The organism is Pseudomonas sp. B21-021 (assembly GCF_024749205.1).
In the GTDB taxonomy this organism is placed as follows: Bacteria; Pseudomonadota; Gammaproteobacteria; order Pseudomonadales; family Pseudomonadaceae; genus Aquipseudomonas; species Aquipseudomonas paraglycinae.
Genome location: NZ_CP087192.1, coordinates 2,552,729 through 2,567,329 on the forward strand (window position 1 = coordinate 2,552,729; position 14,601 = coordinate 2,567,329).

Sequence of the window (14,601 nt, forward strand, 5' to 3'; positions counted from 1 at the left end):
AGTGTTTCTTTGTGGTGGCGAGAATGAGAGGGGTGGCTGTTTTTAAAGGCCTGAAGCACTGTTGGCGATAAATATGTATATCTTTCCGGGTATGTAGAACTAAACCGAAACGGCCCATTGCAGGCCGTTTTTGCTTTTACCCCCGATACTGCCCCGGCGTAGCCGCCAGATGCTGTTTGAACGCCCGCTGAAAATGCGCCTGATCGGCAAAGCCGGCTTCCAGTGCCACATCCGCAATCAACTGCCCGCGCCGCAAACACTCGCGGGCGAACTGAATTCTCTGGTTGACCACAAACGCATGGGGCGTCATGCCGTAATGCTGTTTGAAGGCGCGGATCAGGTACGACGGCGACAGTTCAGCGGCGGCGCAGATGTCGTCGAGGCTGAGCAGGTCGGTGCAATGCTGGCGAATGAAGTCGGCGGCGCGTTCGAGTTTGAAGTTCGGCTCTCGTACAGATTGTTCGATAGGGTTCAGGCGCAGTTGCAGGTCGCTGAAAAACTCCACCGCAGCGCTCTGTTTGCAAAGGACGTCTTGCTGCTCGTCGACCAACACTGCGTACAACGCATTCAAGTCGTGAAACAGGCGGGCGTCATTCAAATGGGTATCGGAAAACCGCCGAAACTCAAGCTCCGCACTGAACCCCAGCTGATGCTGCAGATCCGTCAGCCAAGGCGTTTCCACATACAGCATCAAATACGACCACGGCTGATCATCGATCGGGTTGCACGCGTGGACGTCCCCCGGATTCATCAGCACCACGGTGCCGGCCGTCACTTCGAAAGATGATTGCTCATGCAAGTAAGTGCTGCGCCCAGCGGTGATCGCGCCGATGGAGAAGTGCGCGTGGGAGTGCCGTGAATAGCAGACCTCACGGCCGTCGGCGATGGCTCGCGCTTCGATGAAGGGCAGGGCGTCGTCGCGCCAGAAGCGCGGGGCTTGTTCGGGGTTCTTGGCGGCAGCGTGTTTCATCGTTGTGGTTCTCGGCAGGCCAGTGCCCGAGTGTATTAGCTCTGGCCGGCGAAGGCTCGTTCGAGTTCGGCGATGTCGAGTTTTTTCATCCCGAACATGGCCTGCATCGCCCGTTGTGCCTTGGTCTGGTCGGGGTCGGTCATCATGTGCATGAACGCCACCGGCACGATCTGCCACGACACGCCGAACTTGTCCTTGAGCCAGCCGCATTGCTGCGCCTCCACCGGCCCGCCGGCGCTGAGGTTGCCCCAGAAATGGTCGACTTCTTCCTGGTTCTGGCAATTGACCTGAAACGAAATTGCCTCATTGAACTTGAACACCGGCCCGCCATTGAGTCCGGTGAAGGTATGGCCGTCGAGTTCGAAACTGACGGTCATCACCGAGCCTTCCGGGCGGCCGTGGAATTCCTGGCCGACCTTGCTGTAGTGGGTGAGGGCGGTGATTTTCGAGTGGTCGAAGATCGAGCAGTAAAACTTCGCCGCAGCTTCCGCCTGATCGTCGAACCACAGGCACGGAGTCAGCTTTTGAAAGCGTTGCATGGCAGTCATCCTCGGCAGGTTAGACACGCTGGATAACAGAGTAGTCAGTCTGTGATCAGCTGGCAGCGCCATGGGTCGAGTGGTTGGCTGTTGTTAAAGTGGGGTGTAGTCGTATTGACTTTCGTGGGTGTCAAAAAGACTCTTACGTGCTTGTGTCAAATTGACTCGTATTTTCGTAACTGATTGATTTTGCTGGGCTGGAAATCTGGCACGCAAGTTGAATTGCTTTACGTACAAACTGATCCGCTCAGGAGTACGAAACATGTTCACTTTCTTCGAGAATCCGCTGAACGTTCTGCACCTGTCGAGCAAGATCCTCGTCGCCGGTCTGGTGATGCTGCTGGCAGGCATCTACGGCGCCTACCTCTATCAGGGCCACATGCCGATTGCGCTGCTGGTGGCGATGCATGCCATGACCATCATCGGCCCGACACTGCTGAAAATCGGCTACGTGATGCGGCTCCTGTCTCAATATCGGCTGGGCCGGCATCACGCCGCCGTAGTGGCTTGAACATGCGCAGACTCGCTGATGCACCGCTGTTCAGCCTGGGCTTCCGGCCGCTGTTTCTGGCCGGGGCCGGATTCGCCGCGCTGGCGATCCTGATCTGGGGCTTGTGGCTTTACGGCCATTGGTTCGACCTGCAACCGGCGGGCGGCATGCTCGCCTGGCATCGGCATGAAATGCCCTTCGGTTTCGCGGCGGCGATCGTTGCTGGGTTTCTGCTGACGGCGGTGCCCAACTGGACCGGGATTCCCGGTGTGCGCGGCGGGGCGCTGATCGCGTTGGTGTCGGTCTGGCTGCTCGGGCGTGTGGCCTGGTGGCTGCCGTTGCCGACCGGACTGATTCTGGCGCTGCAATGGGGGTTTCTACCGCTGCTGGCAGTGATGCTGGGACGGGATCTGGTCGCCGCCCGCAAACGTGACAACTACCCGATTGTGTTGGTGCTTGGGTTGATGGCGGGTTGTCAGGCACTGACTTTGATCGGCCTTTACAACGACGACGCCGGCCTGCAACGCCAGGGTGTGCTGGGCGCGTTGTGGCTGGTGGCGGCGCTGATGACCGTGATCGGTGGGCGAGTGATTCCGTTCTTTATCCAGCGCGGCTTGAACCGTCCACCGGCGCCTGCTGCCAATCCACTGCCAACCCGTTTGCTGCTGATCGGCAGCCTGCTGACCGCTGTCACTTTTACGGCAGGCCTCAATGATTCGCCCCGACTATGGCTGGCAGGCCTGTTCGTGCTGACCGGCAGTTTGCAGTTGATGCGGCTGATCCGCTGGCATGATCGCGGGATGTGGCGGGTGCCGCTGCTGTGGTCGCTGTACCTGGCTTACGGTTGGATGGCATTGGCAACCTGGGCCATGGTGCTGTGGCATCTGGGTTTGATCGGCCAGCAAAGCCTGGCGACCCATGCATTGGCGGTCGGCGGGGTGGGCGGGTTGATTCTGGCGATGATTGCGCGGGTCAGCCTTGGGCATACCGGCCGGTTGTTACAGCCTTCCAAAGGCATGGTGTTGGGCTTTGCGCTGGTGTTGATTGCGGCGGGGTGTCGGGTATTGCTGGTGCCGTTTTCCAGTCTGGGGCTGGGGCTGTCGGTGGTGCTCTGGTGCGCGGGGTTCGCGCTGTTTTTGCGGCATTACACCGGGGTTCTGCTCAAGCCGAGGCTCTAGGGTTTTTATCCGCGACGCTCGGCAATCATCAACAACGACTGCGGCACCGGGCTTTGCGGATGCTGCGGTTCGCGCAGGCCGGTCAACTGCAGGCCGGCCATGTCCAGCGCATTCAGCCAACTGGACAGGGTGCGGAAATACCATGGCATCGGCGACCACTCGCCCTGAAACCCGTCGAAGGTTTCTTCCCGCCAGCCATCCTGATAATCACCGGCGGCCACCGACCAGGGATGCAGCGTCTGGATTATCAGCGCACCGCCGGGCACGAGCAGGGCATTCATCGCCGCGAGCAGCGGAATGATGTCCTGATGCAGCAGGGAAAAATTGGCGCAGATCAGGTCGTAGTCGCGGCCGATGTCGACCTTCGCCTCAACCAGATCTTCGTAACTGGCGACATGCACGGGCGATGAACCGGCCACCCGCGCGGCCTCGACCAGCGTCGCATCGCCGTCCACGCCGACCGCGTCGAATCCTCGCTCGGCCAGCGCCCGCAACAGCCAGCCCTCACCGCATCCCAGATCGAGCACGCGCTCCGGCTGACGCCCCATCACCGCCAGCAGAATGGCCTGATCGGTGACCTGCCGACGACTTTCGATGGCGCCGCTGCGCACGGCTTCGGTCCAGGCTCGGGCGTTGTGGTGCCAGCTCTGGAGGAGGGTGGATTCAGGCGAGGACATTGCGAACTCCGACGTTACGGGATGCAGGCAAGGATAGGTCAGGTGTAGTCGGCCAGTTGAATCCGGTTGCGTCCGCCGCGCTTGGATTCGTAGAGCGCGCTGTCACCTTGCTCGATCAACGCCGCAAGGCTGGCCGGCGGCTGATCGAACACCTTGGCGCCGATGCTCAGGGTGACCGCTTGCGGTGTGGTGTAGGTCTGGGAAGTCATCTGCTGAAACTGCTCACGCAGCGCGCTGCCCAGCACCATGATCTGTGCGTGGGACGCATCGCCCAACAACATGACGAATTCGTCACCGCCCAGCCGTGCCGCCAATGCGCCTTTGGGCAGCACCGCGCGGATCATTTCGCTGAGGGCGATGAGCAAGCGGTCGCCGGCGGTGTGGCCGTACAGGTCGTTGATCAGTTTGAAGTTGTCGATGTCGATCAGTAGCAGCGCGCCAGGGCGGGCGCTGGAGACTTCATCGAGCAGACGCGGTGCGCGGACTTCGAGGGCGCGGCGGTTGTACAGCGCGGTCAGCGGATCCCGGGCGGCCAGTTCGGCAATCTGCTTTTCCCGGCGATAGCGCTCGGTGCCGGTCATCGACAGCGCGATCAGCATGATCGCCATCGCGCCCTCGACCAGGGAAATCTGAATGATTTCGCCACGCAGCGACGCCAGATCGATCAGCGTGCCGGGAATCACGGCGATGATCGCCTTGGCGAAATAGAACGCGCCGTGGATCAGCAGCACATAACGCAACTGCACTGCGCCGACGCTCAACGATTTGCCGTGCGGGCGCAGCAACAGGCTGGCCCGCAGCATCAACGCGGCCACCAGCAGCGAGTTGGCCATAAGCATGATCTTCGACCACGACGGATCTTCGGGTAACAGCAGCAACGAAAGCCAAAGCAGGAACATCAAGTACCAGGCCCGCGACAACCGTCTCTGCGTAAATCGCGCGACCCCCAGCAGAAACAGCCAGTGCGCAACTACCAGCAAGCCGTTGGCGAACCAGATGCCGATCAGCGGATAACCATTGGCGCGCAACAGGGCCAGGCTCGAGCCGACGGTGATGGTGGCGAAACCGGCGCTCCAGAACAGCAGGGAAGGTTCGCGGATGCTGCGCCATTCGACCGCCAGATACAGGGCGGCCGCCGCGGCCAGGGCGGTGGAAATGGTGAGCATCGTGAGAGGATCGAGCGCCATGAAAGAACGGTTCTGCCTGAATAGTATTAATGGGCCACGATTGTAAGCGTTCCCCCAGTGGGCTGCTATTTTCACTCACCGGATATTCCATTTTCAGACGAGGTGTCCCATGGACCGATTGACCGGCGGTTGTCTGTGCGGCGGAGTGCGGATCGAGGCGTCGGGGCGACCCTACAGGGTTGGCGTTTGCCATTGTCTGGATTGCCGCAAACACCATGGCGCGCTGTTTGCCGCGTCGGCGATCTTTCCCGAGGATGCGGTGACGATCAGCGGCGAGACCCATGACTATGCGGGGCGACATTTCTGTCCGCGCTGTGGCTCGTCGGTGTTCGGCCGCAGTGGTGATGAGGTCGAGGTCAATCTCGGTGCGCTGGATGCACCGGATCAGTTCCAGCCCACCTATGAGCTGTGGACGGTGCGTCGGGAGTCGTGGCTACCGGACTTCCCATTGGCCAGACATTACGTGCGTGATCGCGAGGGAACGGGGCGAACCGAAGAATAGCCGGGATCAGGCAGGGCGCCTGACCCCGGCCACTATCAGCCGCGAATGAACGCCAGCAGATCTGCGTTGATCGTCGGCGCCTCGGTGGTCGGCATCCCGTGGGGGAAGCCCGGATAAATCTTCAGCGTGCTGTTCTTCAGCAGTTTCGCCGACAGCACACCGGCATTTTCATACGGCACGATCTGGTCGTCGTCGCCGTGCATCACCAGCACCGGGATCGAGATGCTTTTCAGGTCGGCGGTGAAGTCGGTCTGCGAGAAGGCGACGATGCCATCGTAGTGGGCCTTGGCGCCGCCCATCATGCCTTGGCGCCACCAGTTCAGGACCACCGCTTCCGAAGGTTTGGCGCCGGGGCGGTTGTAGCCGTAGAACGGGCCAGCCGGCACGTCGTGATAGAACTGCGAGCGATTGGCCGCCAGTTGCGCCTGAAGATCGTCGAACACCGATTTGGGCAAACCACCGGGGCTGCTTTCGGTCTTCACCATCAGCGGCGGTACGGCGCTGATGATCGCGGCCTTGGAGACCCGATCCTCGCCATGCCGGGCGATGTAATGGATCACTTCGCCGCCCCCGGTGGAGTGACCGACATGCACGGCTTTCTGCGTCCCCAGATGATTGACCACCGCCGCCACATCGTCGGCGTAATGATCCATGTCGTGACCGTCCCAGACCTGGCTCGAACGCCCGTGCCCCCGTCGATCATGGGCCACGACCCGGAAGCCTTGCGTCAGGAAGAACAGCATCTGTGCATCCCAGTCGTCCGCGCTGAGCGGCCAGCCGTGGTGGAAGTGAATCACCGGGGCGTCTTTCGGGCCCCAGTCCTTGTAGAAGATTTCGACGCCGTCTTTCGTTGTGACATATCCCATGTTCGCGACTCCTGGAAAGTGTGAAGGGGCAGGTCTTGCGATGACAACCGGAATCAACTGTAGGAGCAAAGTCGGCACTTTGATCGAAGAATTCCCGAACGGTGCTGCATGACCGGTGGTCGCAGCGGCTGGTCGTCGGGTCAAAATGCGCTTAGCTGAAAGGGATAAGCCGAGGCGCGCGCGGCCATCGAGAGCCGTAGCAGCGCCCTTCAGAACACCGTGAGTCTGAGGAAGTCCCCGATGCTGACCTTGAACATCAATGGCAAGGATCAGGAGCTCGATGTCCCCGCGGACATGCCGTTGCTCTGGGTCCTGCGCGATGTCGCGCACCTGACCGGTACCAAATTCGGTTGCGGCATGGCCCAGTGCGGTGCCTGCACCGTGCATGTCGATGGCGCACCGCTGCGCTCCTGCATCACCCCGGCCACGGCCGTCGCCCATGGCCAGAAAATCCTCACCATCGAAGGTCTGTCGAGCGACGGCTCGCACCCGGTGCAGCAGGCCTGGGCCGAACTGGACGTGGTGCAGTGCGGTTACTGCCAGTCCGGGCAGATCATGTCCGCCGCCGCGTTGTTGGCGAAAATCCCCAAACCCACCGACAGCGATATCGATCAGGCGCTCTCCGGCAACATCTGCCGCTGCGGCACGTACCCAAGAATCCGCGCGGCGGTCAAACGCGCCGCCGACATCGGCTGAGCGAGGGGAGGTGAGTGATGAACAGTCCTGTATCCCGTCGCGGATTTCTCAAGGGCAGTGCGGTGTTGGGCGGTGGTCTGGTGGTGGCGTTCGTGGTGCCTGGCGGCAACCGGTTTGCCATGGCGGCCGAGAACGAAGGCAAGGTGTTTGCGCCGAACGCGTTCCTGCGGATTGCAGCGGACAACAGCGTCACCGTGCTGCTCGGCCATTCGGAAATGGGCCAGGGCATCTGGACCGGCCTGACCATGTTGATCGCCGAAGAGCTGGACGCCGACTGGTCGAAAATCCGCGTCGAGCACTCGCCAGCCTCGGCGGCGGATTACGGCATGCCCGGTTTTGGCGGGATGCAGATCACCGGCGGCTCCACTTCAACCAGGATGGAATTCGACCGCTACCGACTCGCGGGCGCCACGGCGCGGCAGATGCTGATCGAAGCGGCGGCCAAGCGTTTCAACGTGGCACCGTCGACGATCCGCACTGAATCCGGCGTGGTGATTGCCGGCGACAACCGCGCCACCTACGGCGAACTGGCGGACGCCGCCGGTCAACTGCCGGTGCCGGATCCGAAGTCGATCACTTTTAAAGAGGCCAAAGACTGGAAAGTCATCGGCAAACCCACCAAACGCCTCGACACCCCGGAGAAAATCACCGGCCGCGCCAAGTTCGGCATGGACGTGCAGTTTGAGGGACTGATGACCGCGATGGTCGCCCGGGCGCCGGCGTTTGGCGCCACGGTGAAATCCTTTGAAGGCGCTGAGGCTCTGGCGATCCCCGGCGTGTACAAAGTGGTGCAAGTGCCGACCGGTGTGGCGGTCGTCGCCGAGCATTACTGGGCGGCGAAGCTCGGTCGCGATGCGCTGAAGGTCGATTGGGACCTGGGGCCGAACGCTGATCTGAGCAGTGAAAAGCTGTTGGCGAGTTTCCGCAAACTGGCAGCCACGCCGGGCACTTCGGCGGCGCAGGCTGGGGATGCCAAGGGCAATTTCGGCAAGGCAGCGAAAAAAATCGACGTCGAATACAACGTGCCGTACCTGGCCCATGCGCCGATGGAACCGCTCAACTGTACGGTGAAGATCAGCGCCGACAAGTGCGAGATCTGGACCGGCACCCAGTTCCAGACGCTGGATCAGATGGTCGCCGGCAAGATCACCGGGCTGAAACCGGAGCAGGTGGAGATCCACACCGAATTCCTTGGCGGCGGTTTCGGCCGGCGGGCCAACCCGACCTCGGACTTTGTCGCCGAAGCGGTACAAGTGGCCAAGGCTGCCGCGATGCCGGTGAAAACCGTGTGGTCGCGCGAAGACGATATTCGCGGCGGTTACTACCGCTCGATGTTCCTGCATCAGGCGAAGATCGGCCTCGGCGCCGACGGCATGCCGCTGGCCTGGCAGCATGTGCTGGTCGGGCAGTCGATCATGGCCGGCACCATGCTCGAGAAAACCATGGTCAAGAACGGCGTCGACCAGACGTCGGTCGAAGGCGTTTCAGACAGCCCGTACATCAAAGGACTGGCCCATCATCAGGTCGATCTGCACTCGCCGACCACCGGGATCAACGTGCTCTGGCTGCGCTCGGTGGGCCATAGCCACACCGCGTTTGTCATGGAGTCGCTGATCGATGAAATGGCCACGGCGGCGGGCAAGGACCCGGTGGAGTACCGACGAACGCTGCTCAAGGATCACGCCCGGCATCTCGGCGTGTTGAACCTGGCGGTGGAGAAGGCCAACTGGAAAGCCCCGCTGCCGGACGGCCATGCGCTGGGCGTGGCGGTGCACGAATCGTTCGGCAGTTACGTGGCGCAGGTGGCGGAGGTGTCCCAGGACAATCTGGCGATCCGCGTGCGTCGGGTGGTGTGCGCGGTGGACTGCGGAATTGCGGTGAACCCGCAAAGCATCGCGGCGCAGATGGAGTCGTGCATCACCTTCGGCCTGGGCATGGCGTTGCACAGTAAACTGACGCTCAAGGACGGCCATGTCGTGCAGTCCAACTATCACGACTATCAGGTGTTGCGGCTCAATGAAATGCCGCAGGTTGAGGTGCACATCGTGCCCAGCAGCGAGAAACCCGGCGGCATCGGCGAGGCGGGTGTGCCGCCCACGGCGCCGGCGGTGGCCAACGCAGTGTTCGCCCTGACCGGGCAGCGCCTGCGGGAACTGCCGCTGCAAATGTCGGGGGTGTGAGATGAAACGACATCTGTTGTTGGGCACGGTGATTCTGCTTGGGCTGGGTGGTTACGCGTCGGATCTGTTTGCCGACGATCAGGAGGCCTTGAAAGCCTTCGGCACGGTGCAGAAAGTGTTCCAGAGCCCGCGCTGCCAGAACTGTCACATTCCCGGGGATTCACCATTGCAGTTCGACGCCGGCATTCCCCACGCCATGAGCGTGGTGCGCGGCATGGACGGCAAGGGCGCGGCCGGTTTGCCGTGTGCCACGTGTCACGCCGAAAGCAATCCGCCAGCCAGTTACGGCCCTCACGCGCCACCGGGCGCGCCGCACTGGAGCCTGCCGCCAGCCGCCCACAAAATGGCCTGGATCGGCCTGCCGCCGGACCGTTTGTGCGCGATGATCAAGGACCGCGCCAGCAACGGCGACCGGGATTTCGCCGCGCTGATCAAGCACGTCAACGAAGACAAACTGGTGCTCTGGGGCTGGAATCCGGGGGCAGGGCGCGCGCCGGTACCGGTGCCGCACGATATCTTCGTGACCCAGTTCAAACTGTGGGCCGATGCAGGCGGGCCATGTCCGGTGGCCGGCGGATGAGAAGTTGAGGCATTGCTGATTCGGTCTACGCTCAACTGCATCGACGACAAAGGAGTGTGTGATGCTGGTACCCGGCAAACCCGCCAATGAAGCTGTCCGTATTCAAGCGCTGCAGGATCTGAAACTGCTCGACACCGCCCCGGAGGAGCGCTTCGACCGGCTGACGCGACTGGCCAAGCGTCTGTTCAACGTGCCGATCGCACTGGTCACGCTGGTGGACAAGGATCGCCAGTGGTTCAAATCTCGCGTGGGCCTGGACGCCACCGAAACCCCACGGGATACGTCGTTCTGTGGCCATGCGATCCTCCAGGACGAACTGCTGCTGGTGCGCGATGCCCGCGAGGACGAGCGCTTTCACGATAATCCGCTGGTGATTGGCGACCCGAACATCCGCTTCTACGCCGGTTATCCGCTGACCGTGCCCAACGGCAACAAGATGGGCACCTTGTGCCTGATCGACACCAAACCCCGTGAACTCGACGACGAAGAGCGCGCCTTGCTGCGTGATCTGGCTGGCATGGCCGAGCAGGAACTGATGGCCGTGCAGATGGCGAGCATGGACGAGCTGACGCTGCTGTCCAACCGTCGCGGCTTCAAGATGCTGGCCCAGCACGCGCTCGACGCCTGCGCACGCCTGGAAAAACCGGCGACGCTGCTGTTTTTCGACCTCAATGACTTCAAGCAGATCAACGACCTTTATGGGCACGCCGAGGGCGACAGCGCGCTGAAGAATTTCGCTGATGTGCTGCGCATCGCCTTTCGCGAGAGCGATGTGGTCGGGCGCCTGGGCGGCGATGAGTTCGTGGCGCTGCTGACCGGCTCAAGCCACGTCGAAACCACGGCGATCATGGCGCGACTCAAGGAAATCCTCGAAGAGCGCAATGCCACGTTGCACCGGGGCTACGCGATTCGCTTCAGCGTCGGCCAGATCGAATACAACCCGCAGCGCCATGACACCGTGGACAAGTTGCTGGCGGATGCGGATGCAGCGATGTATGAGCACAAGCAGGCGTTGAAGCGTTGTTAGTGCTTTCAAGGCCTGTAACGACATCGATCTGGCATTAAAAGGTACTTTTACTGTCATTCCTGACAGGTGCCGAAGTGACCGCGTCAACGTAATAGTACGAGGGTGCAGCGCATACGTTGCCCCTTTCGAACTCCCCGAGATATAGATGAAGTTCTTCGGAAGAGAGAAAGGATTGTCTTTCAGGAGAAGAACGATATGACCAGTCAGAGTAATTCGATCCTTGTTGCCGGTCCCGGCGAGCTTGACCCGCAATTCGCAGCACAGGGTGTTCTCGATATTCCAAGCGGTGAAGGATCAATCAGAGCGATTGTCGCAGATGGCCAAGGTGCTTACCTGGTCGCTGTCTGGGTTTCAAGTCAGTGTTGGCTCTATCGCATTTTTTCAGACGGCGGGCTGGATACTCAGTATGGCCAGAACGGGGTCAGCAAATGGTCGTTTGTTCCTGGTGTTGATTCCCTGCCGACCGAACTCATCATGCAGCCGGATGGCAAGGTTATTTTGCTTGGGAAAGTGGGGGATGACCCGTTTAAGCGTCAGACTGCGATTACCCGGTTCAACGTGGGCGGTAGTCCTGACCTTGTCTTTCGCACCAGGGTGTTACCGGATATTGATATGTCGCTTCCTGCGGGATGTCTTCAAGCTGACGGAAAAATACTGGTACTGGTGAACCGGCTCAACAGCAGCACTACCGAGCACGAACTGGTGCTATATCGCTTTATGTCCACCGGAGATCCTGATGGCGCATTCGGTGGGCAGGGCTTTGTGAATATCCTATTCAATGACGAGCGATCTGACGGCAAAAGCGTTGCTGTCACCGACGATGCAAAAATCCTCGTGGGAGGCACCGTCACAAGAGACACCAAAACAACGAAGGCGGTGGGCAGGTTTCACTCTACAGGTGCTCTTGACTCGTCGTTCGGCAGAGCAGGGTATTGGGAGTCGGCAAGCGGTCTCGCGATGGGGAAAATGATTGTCGACGGAGACACGATTATCTGTGTGGGCAATGCACAGGTGAATGGTAGTTCAGTCGCAGCCGTATCCCGAGTGACGGCTGAAGGTGTGACAGATCCTGCCTTCAATAATGGCACAGCCGCGACTATTGATATTCGGGCGGACTTTCCCGGGTTATATGTGATTTGCCGGTCAGTCGTTGTGCAGTCGGATAAGGGCATTGTCTTCGCTGGAGAGGCGGGGGGGGAGTATAAAGGCTTACGTGGGGCGCCTCAGCGCGGGTGGGGCGATTGATTCTGGCTTCGGCGATCAAGGGCTTTTCCAGCGGGTTGAGGAAAGTCTGGTGTACGACGTGTGCATTCAATCGGGTCGGCAGAGACTCCTTGTCGCCAGTGACTTGGGAAATACATCCCGACTTCCGCAAGTACTGGGGATCCGACTTTAATCTGGCTCCATCGAGGGCCGTATCAGTAGAAATTCGACGTAGGCGAGTTTCTACTGATGTCCCTGGCTGCTATTTGGCAAACAACTGCCCGATATCCTTGAACGCCTTGAACTCCAGCGCATTGCCGCACGGATCAAACAGAAACATCGTCGCCTGTTCGCCCACCAGTCCCTGAAACCGGATTCCCGGCTCGATCACAAACCGCGTGCCCAGTGACGTCAGACGCTCGGCCAGCGCATGCCATTCCTCCATCCCCAGCACCACACCGAAATGCGGCACCGGCACGTCGTGCCCGTCCACGGCGTTGGTGTGCGCGGCTTCCTGTGACGCGTTCTTCGGCGCCTGGTGAATCACCAGTTGATGCCCGAAGAAATTGAAGTCGACCCAGTGATCGCTGGAGCGACCTTCCTCGAGTCCGAACACTTCACGGTAGAAATGTCGGGCAGCGGCGAGGTCGTACACCGGAATGGCCAGATGGAAAGGGCTGAGTGACATAGGCGCGGTCTCTATCAACGGTTGGGATGAACTGAGTCTAGCGCTGTGCTTTTCGATTGAAAGACGATAGTTTTTGCGCCGAGCTCAAATTATTTCGATCAGTCGAGGCGCCCATGCTGCGTGAACTGAAAACCTTTCTGGCAGTGGCGCGACATGGCACGTTTGCCGCCGCCGGTCTGCATATCGGCCTGACGCAATCGGCGGTCAGCGCGCAGATCCGCAATCTGGAGCAGGCCTTGGGCGTGCGTCTGTTCGATCGCACCGGGCGACAGGCGATCCTTAATCCGGCCGGGCAGCGCGCAGTGCCGATGGCGCAGGAAATGCTCGCCACCTTCAGTCGCATGGCGATCAGCGAAGATGTCAGCGAGTTTCGCGGTGAGCTGAGAATCGGCGCCGTGGCGACCGCGCAAACCGGGCTGTTGCCTCAGGCGTTATTGCGCTTGCGGCAACAGGCGCCGGGCGTGGAACCGAAACTGGTGCCCGGCGTGTCGCTGAACCTGTTGAGTCAGGTGGATGCCGGGGAAGTCGATCTGGCGATCATGATCAGGCCACCGTTCGAATTGCCCAAGGAGCTGTCTGCGCAGGTGATTCGTCGCGAGCCGTTCGTGCTGATCGCGCCGACAACGGTAGAGGGCGATGATCCGCTGCAACTGCTGGCCGAGCATTCTCACGTGCGTTATGACCGCAACTCGTTTGGTGGACGGCTGGTGACGCAGTTTCTGCGCGAGCAGCGGATTGATGTCCACGTAGCGCTTGAGCTGGATGAGCTGGAGGCGATCGTGAAGATGGTCGAGTGCGGGCTCGGGGTTTCGTTGTTGCCCAGGGCCGGGCTGTGGCTGGATCATCCGCTGAAGGTGAGGGTGATCGAACTGGGAGAACTGACGTTTTATCGGGAGATGGTGGTGTTGCAGCGTTACAGCCAGCGTTCTCAACCCATTCAACAATTGTTCGCCCGTTGCCTGGAATCGCAGGCATGAAAAAGCCCGCCAATCGGCGGGCTTTTTATCGGCAGCGCGAAGATTACTCTTCGATGTTGCCCATGGCGGTGGTGTTGAAGCCGCCGTCCACGTACATGATTTCACCGCTGATGCCCGACGCCAGGTCGGAGCACAGGAAGGCGCCGGCGTTGCCGACTTCTTCGATGGTGACGTTGCGGCGCAGCGGGGTTTGCGCTTCGTTGGCGGCCAGCATCTTGCGGAAGTTCTTGATGCCCGAAGCTGCCAGGGTGCGGATCGGGCCGGCCGATACGCAGTTGACGCGGGTGCCGTCCGGGCCCAGGGAACCGGCCAGGTAACGTACGCCGGCTTCCAGCGAAGCCTTGGCCATGCCCATCACGTTGTAGTTAGGCATGGTGCGCTCGGCGCCCAGGTACGACAGGGTCAGCAGGCTGCCGTTGCGGCCTTTCATCATTTCGCGACCAGCTTTGGCCAGAGCCACGAAGCTGTAGGCGCTGATGTCGTGAGCGATACGGAAACCGTCACGGGTGGTGGCTTCGGTGAAGTCGCCGTCCAGTTGGTCGCCCGGGGCGAAGCCGACGGAGTGCACGATGCAGTCCAGGCCGTCCCACTTCTTGCTCAGTTCTTCGAAGACCTTGGCGATTTCTTCATCGCTGGCCACGTCGCACGGGAAGCACAGCTCAGGGCTCGAACCCCAGCCCTGTGCGAACTCTTCTACGCGACCTTTCAGTTTGTCGTTCTGATAAGTGAAGGCAAGCTCAGCGCCCTCGCGATGCATGGCGGCAGCGATGCCGGATGCGATGGACAGCTTGCTGGCGACACCGACGATCAGTACGCGCTTACCGGCGAGAAAACCCATGTG

The 14,601-nt window shown here is 60.8% G+C and carries 16 protein-coding genes; 9 read left to right on the plus strand and 7 right to left on the minus strand.

Annotated elements, in window-relative coordinates:
- Positions 1 to 136 precede the first annotated feature (136 nt).
- Together LOY31_RS11445 and LOY31_RS11450 are read right to left on the minus strand one after the other, a co-directional pair.
- Positions 137 to 970 carry an AraC family transcriptional regulator gene (locus LOY31_RS11445; protein WP_258713284.1) on the minus strand — a complete coding sequence of 278 codons (834 nt, stop codon included), beginning with the start codon at positions 968 to 970 and terminating at the stop codon, positions 137 to 139.
- 35 nt (positions 971 to 1,005) lie between these two features.
- Positions 1,006 to 1,509, minus strand: a complete 504-nt coding sequence (locus LOY31_RS11450) for a VOC family protein (protein ID WP_007956985.1) — start codon at positions 1,507 to 1,509, stop codon at positions 1,006 to 1,008.
- A 262-nt stretch (positions 1,510 to 1,771) separates the two neighbouring features.
- Here LOY31_RS11450 and LOY31_RS11455 point away from each other — a divergent pair, with 262 nt between their 5' ends.
- Both LOY31_RS11455 and LOY31_RS11460 read left to right on the plus strand, forming a co-directional pair.
- Positions 1,772 to 2,020: a transmembrane sensor/regulator PpyR gene (locus LOY31_RS11455; protein ID WP_248738972.1), complete on the plus strand. Its 249-nt coding sequence runs from the start codon at positions 1,772 to 1,774 to the stop codon at positions 2,018 to 2,020.
- A gap of 2 nt (positions 2,021 to 2,022) precedes the next feature.
- Entirely contained in the window at positions 2,023 to 3,177 is a 1,155-nt protein-coding gene (locus LOY31_RS11460) for an NnrS family protein (RefSeq protein WP_258713285.1), read from the plus strand.
- A 5-nt stretch (positions 3,178 to 3,182) separates the two neighbouring features.
- On the opposite strand, the gene LOY31_RS11465 is transcribed toward LOY31_RS11460, so the two are convergent.
- Positions 3,183 to 3,854, minus strand: coding sequence for a bifunctional 2-polyprenyl-6-hydroxyphenol methylase/3-demethylubiquinol 3-O-methyltransferase UbiG (locus LOY31_RS11465; RefSeq protein WP_258713286.1), 672 nt, complete (start codon positions 3,852 to 3,854; stop codon positions 3,183 to 3,185).
- 38 nt (positions 3,855 to 3,892) lie between these two features.
- Complete coding sequence (locus LOY31_RS11470) at positions 3,893 to 5,041, minus strand: GGDEF domain-containing protein (RefSeq protein ID WP_258713287.1); 1,149 nt, start codon at positions 5,039 to 5,041, stop codon at positions 3,893 to 3,895.
- A gap of 109 nt (positions 5,042 to 5,150) precedes the next feature.
- Here LOY31_RS11470 and LOY31_RS11475 point away from each other — a divergent pair, with 109 nt between their 5' ends.
- The gene (locus tag LOY31_RS11475; protein ID WP_258713288.1) at positions 5,151 to 5,543 is read left to right on the plus strand and encodes a GFA family protein; all 393 of its coding nucleotides are present in this window, start codon (positions 5,151 to 5,153) and stop codon (positions 5,541 to 5,543) included.
- A 35-nt stretch (positions 5,544 to 5,578) separates the two neighbouring features.
- On the opposite strand, the gene LOY31_RS11480 is transcribed toward LOY31_RS11475, so the two are convergent.
- The gene (locus LOY31_RS11480; RefSeq protein ID WP_258713289.1) at positions 5,579 to 6,409 is read right to left on the minus strand and encodes an alpha/beta fold hydrolase; all 831 of its coding nucleotides are present in this window, start codon (positions 6,407 to 6,409) and stop codon (positions 5,579 to 5,581) included.
- Between the two features lie 240 nt (positions 6,410 to 6,649).
- Here LOY31_RS11480 and LOY31_RS11485 point away from each other — a divergent pair, with 240 nt between their 5' ends.
- From LOY31_RS11485 to LOY31_RS11505, 5 genes are all read left to right on the plus strand, one after another.
- Complete coding sequence (locus LOY31_RS11485) at positions 6,650 to 7,105, plus strand: (2Fe-2S)-binding protein (protein ID WP_007956954.1); 456 nt, start codon at positions 6,650 to 6,652, stop codon at positions 7,103 to 7,105.
- A gap of 17 nt (positions 7,106 to 7,122) precedes the next feature.
- Entirely contained in the window at positions 7,123 to 9,285 is a 2,163-nt protein-coding gene (locus LOY31_RS11490; RefSeq protein ID WP_258713290.1) for a xanthine dehydrogenase family protein molybdopterin-binding subunit, read from the plus strand.
- A 1-nt stretch (position 9,286) separates the two neighbouring features.
- Entirely contained in the window at positions 9,287 to 9,865 is a 579-nt protein-coding gene (locus tag LOY31_RS11495) for a hypothetical protein (RefSeq protein WP_085608968.1), read from the plus strand.
- A gap of 61 nt (positions 9,866 to 9,926) precedes the next feature.
- On the plus strand, positions 9,927 to 10,892 hold the full coding sequence (locus tag LOY31_RS11500; RefSeq protein WP_127797694.1) for a diguanylate cyclase: 966 nt from the start codon (positions 9,927 to 9,929) through the stop codon (positions 10,890 to 10,892).
- Positions 10,893 to 11,087: 195 nt separating this feature from the next.
- Positions 11,088 to 12,137 (plus strand): hypothetical protein, encoded by a 1,050-nt coding sequence (locus tag LOY31_RS11505; RefSeq protein ID WP_258713291.1) that lies wholly within the window; start codon positions 11,088 to 11,090, stop codon positions 12,135 to 12,137.
- 220 nt (positions 12,138 to 12,357) lie between these two features.
- Here the strand turns inward: LOY31_RS11505 and LOY31_RS11510 are convergent, their stop codons facing one another.
- Entirely contained in the window at positions 12,358 to 12,783 is a 426-nt protein-coding gene (locus tag LOY31_RS11510) for a VOC family protein (RefSeq protein ID WP_221533085.1), read from the minus strand.
- Positions 12,784 to 12,896: 113 nt separating this feature from the next.
- Here LOY31_RS11510 and LOY31_RS11515 point away from each other — a divergent pair, with 113 nt between their 5' ends.
- Entirely contained in the window at positions 12,897 to 13,760 is an 864-nt protein-coding gene (locus LOY31_RS11515; RefSeq protein WP_258713292.1) for a LysR family transcriptional regulator, read from the plus strand.
- Between the two features lie 43 nt (positions 13,761 to 13,803).
- On the opposite strand, the gene fabI is transcribed toward LOY31_RS11515, so the two are convergent.
- Complete coding sequence (gene fabI / locus LOY31_RS11520) at positions 13,804 to 14,598, minus strand: enoyl-ACP reductase FabI (protein WP_007956947.1); 795 nt, start codon at positions 14,596 to 14,598, stop codon at positions 13,804 to 13,806.
- Positions 14,599 to 14,601 lie beyond the last annotated feature (3 nt).

Coding starts and splice junctions, on each gene's coding strand:
- LOY31_RS11470 (WP_258713287.1), bottom strand. CDS start 5,041: ATGGCGCTCGATCCTCTCACGATGCTCACCATTTCCACCGCCCTGGCC.
- fabI (WP_007956947.1), bottom strand. CDS start 14,598: ATGGGTTTTCTCGCCGGTAAGCGCGTACTGATCGTCGGTGTCGCCAGC.
- LOY31_RS11465 (WP_258713286.1), bottom strand. CDS start 3,854: ATGTCCTCGCCTGAATCCACCCTCCTCCAGAGCTGGCACCACAACGCC.
- LOY31_RS11515 (WP_258713292.1), top strand. CDS start 12,897: ATGCTGCGTGAACTGAAAACCTTTCTGGCAGTGGCGCGACATGGCACG.
- LOY31_RS11495 (WP_085608968.1), top strand. CDS start 9,287: ATGAAACGACATCTGTTGTTGGGCACGGTGATTCTGCTTGGGCTGGGT.
- LOY31_RS11450 (WP_007956985.1), bottom strand. CDS start 1,509: ATGCAACGCTTTCAAAAGCTGACTCCGTGCCTGTGGTTCGACGATCAG.
- LOY31_RS11460 (WP_258713285.1), top strand. CDS start 2,023: ATGCGCAGACTCGCTGATGCACCGCTGTTCAGCCTGGGCTTCCGGCCG.
- LOY31_RS11480 (WP_258713289.1), bottom strand. CDS start 6,409: ATGGGATATGTCACAACGAAAGACGGCGTCGAAATCTTCTACAAGGAC.
- LOY31_RS11485 (WP_007956954.1), top strand. CDS start 6,650: ATGCTGACCTTGAACATCAATGGCAAGGATCAGGAGCTCGATGTCCCC.
- LOY31_RS11455 (WP_248738972.1), top strand. CDS start 1,772: ATGTTCACTTTCTTCGAGAATCCGCTGAACGTTCTGCACCTGTCGAGC.
- LOY31_RS11505 (WP_258713291.1), top strand. CDS start 11,088: ATGACCAGTCAGAGTAATTCGATCCTTGTTGCCGGTCCCGGCGAGCTT.
- LOY31_RS11475 (WP_258713288.1), top strand. CDS start 5,151: ATGGACCGATTGACCGGCGGTTGTCTGTGCGGCGGAGTGCGGATCGAG.
- LOY31_RS11510 (WP_221533085.1), bottom strand. CDS start 12,783: ATGTCACTCAGCCCTTTCCATCTGGCCATTCCGGTGTACGACCTCGCC.
- LOY31_RS11500 (WP_127797694.1), top strand. CDS start 9,927: ATGCTGGTACCCGGCAAACCCGCCAATGAAGCTGTCCGTATTCAAGCG.
- LOY31_RS11445 (WP_258713284.1), bottom strand. CDS start 970: ATGAAACACGCTGCCGCCAAGAACCCCGAACAAGCCCCGCGCTTCTGG.
- LOY31_RS11490 (WP_258713290.1), top strand. CDS start 7,123: ATGAACAGTCCTGTATCCCGTCGCGGATTTCTCAAGGGCAGTGCGGTG.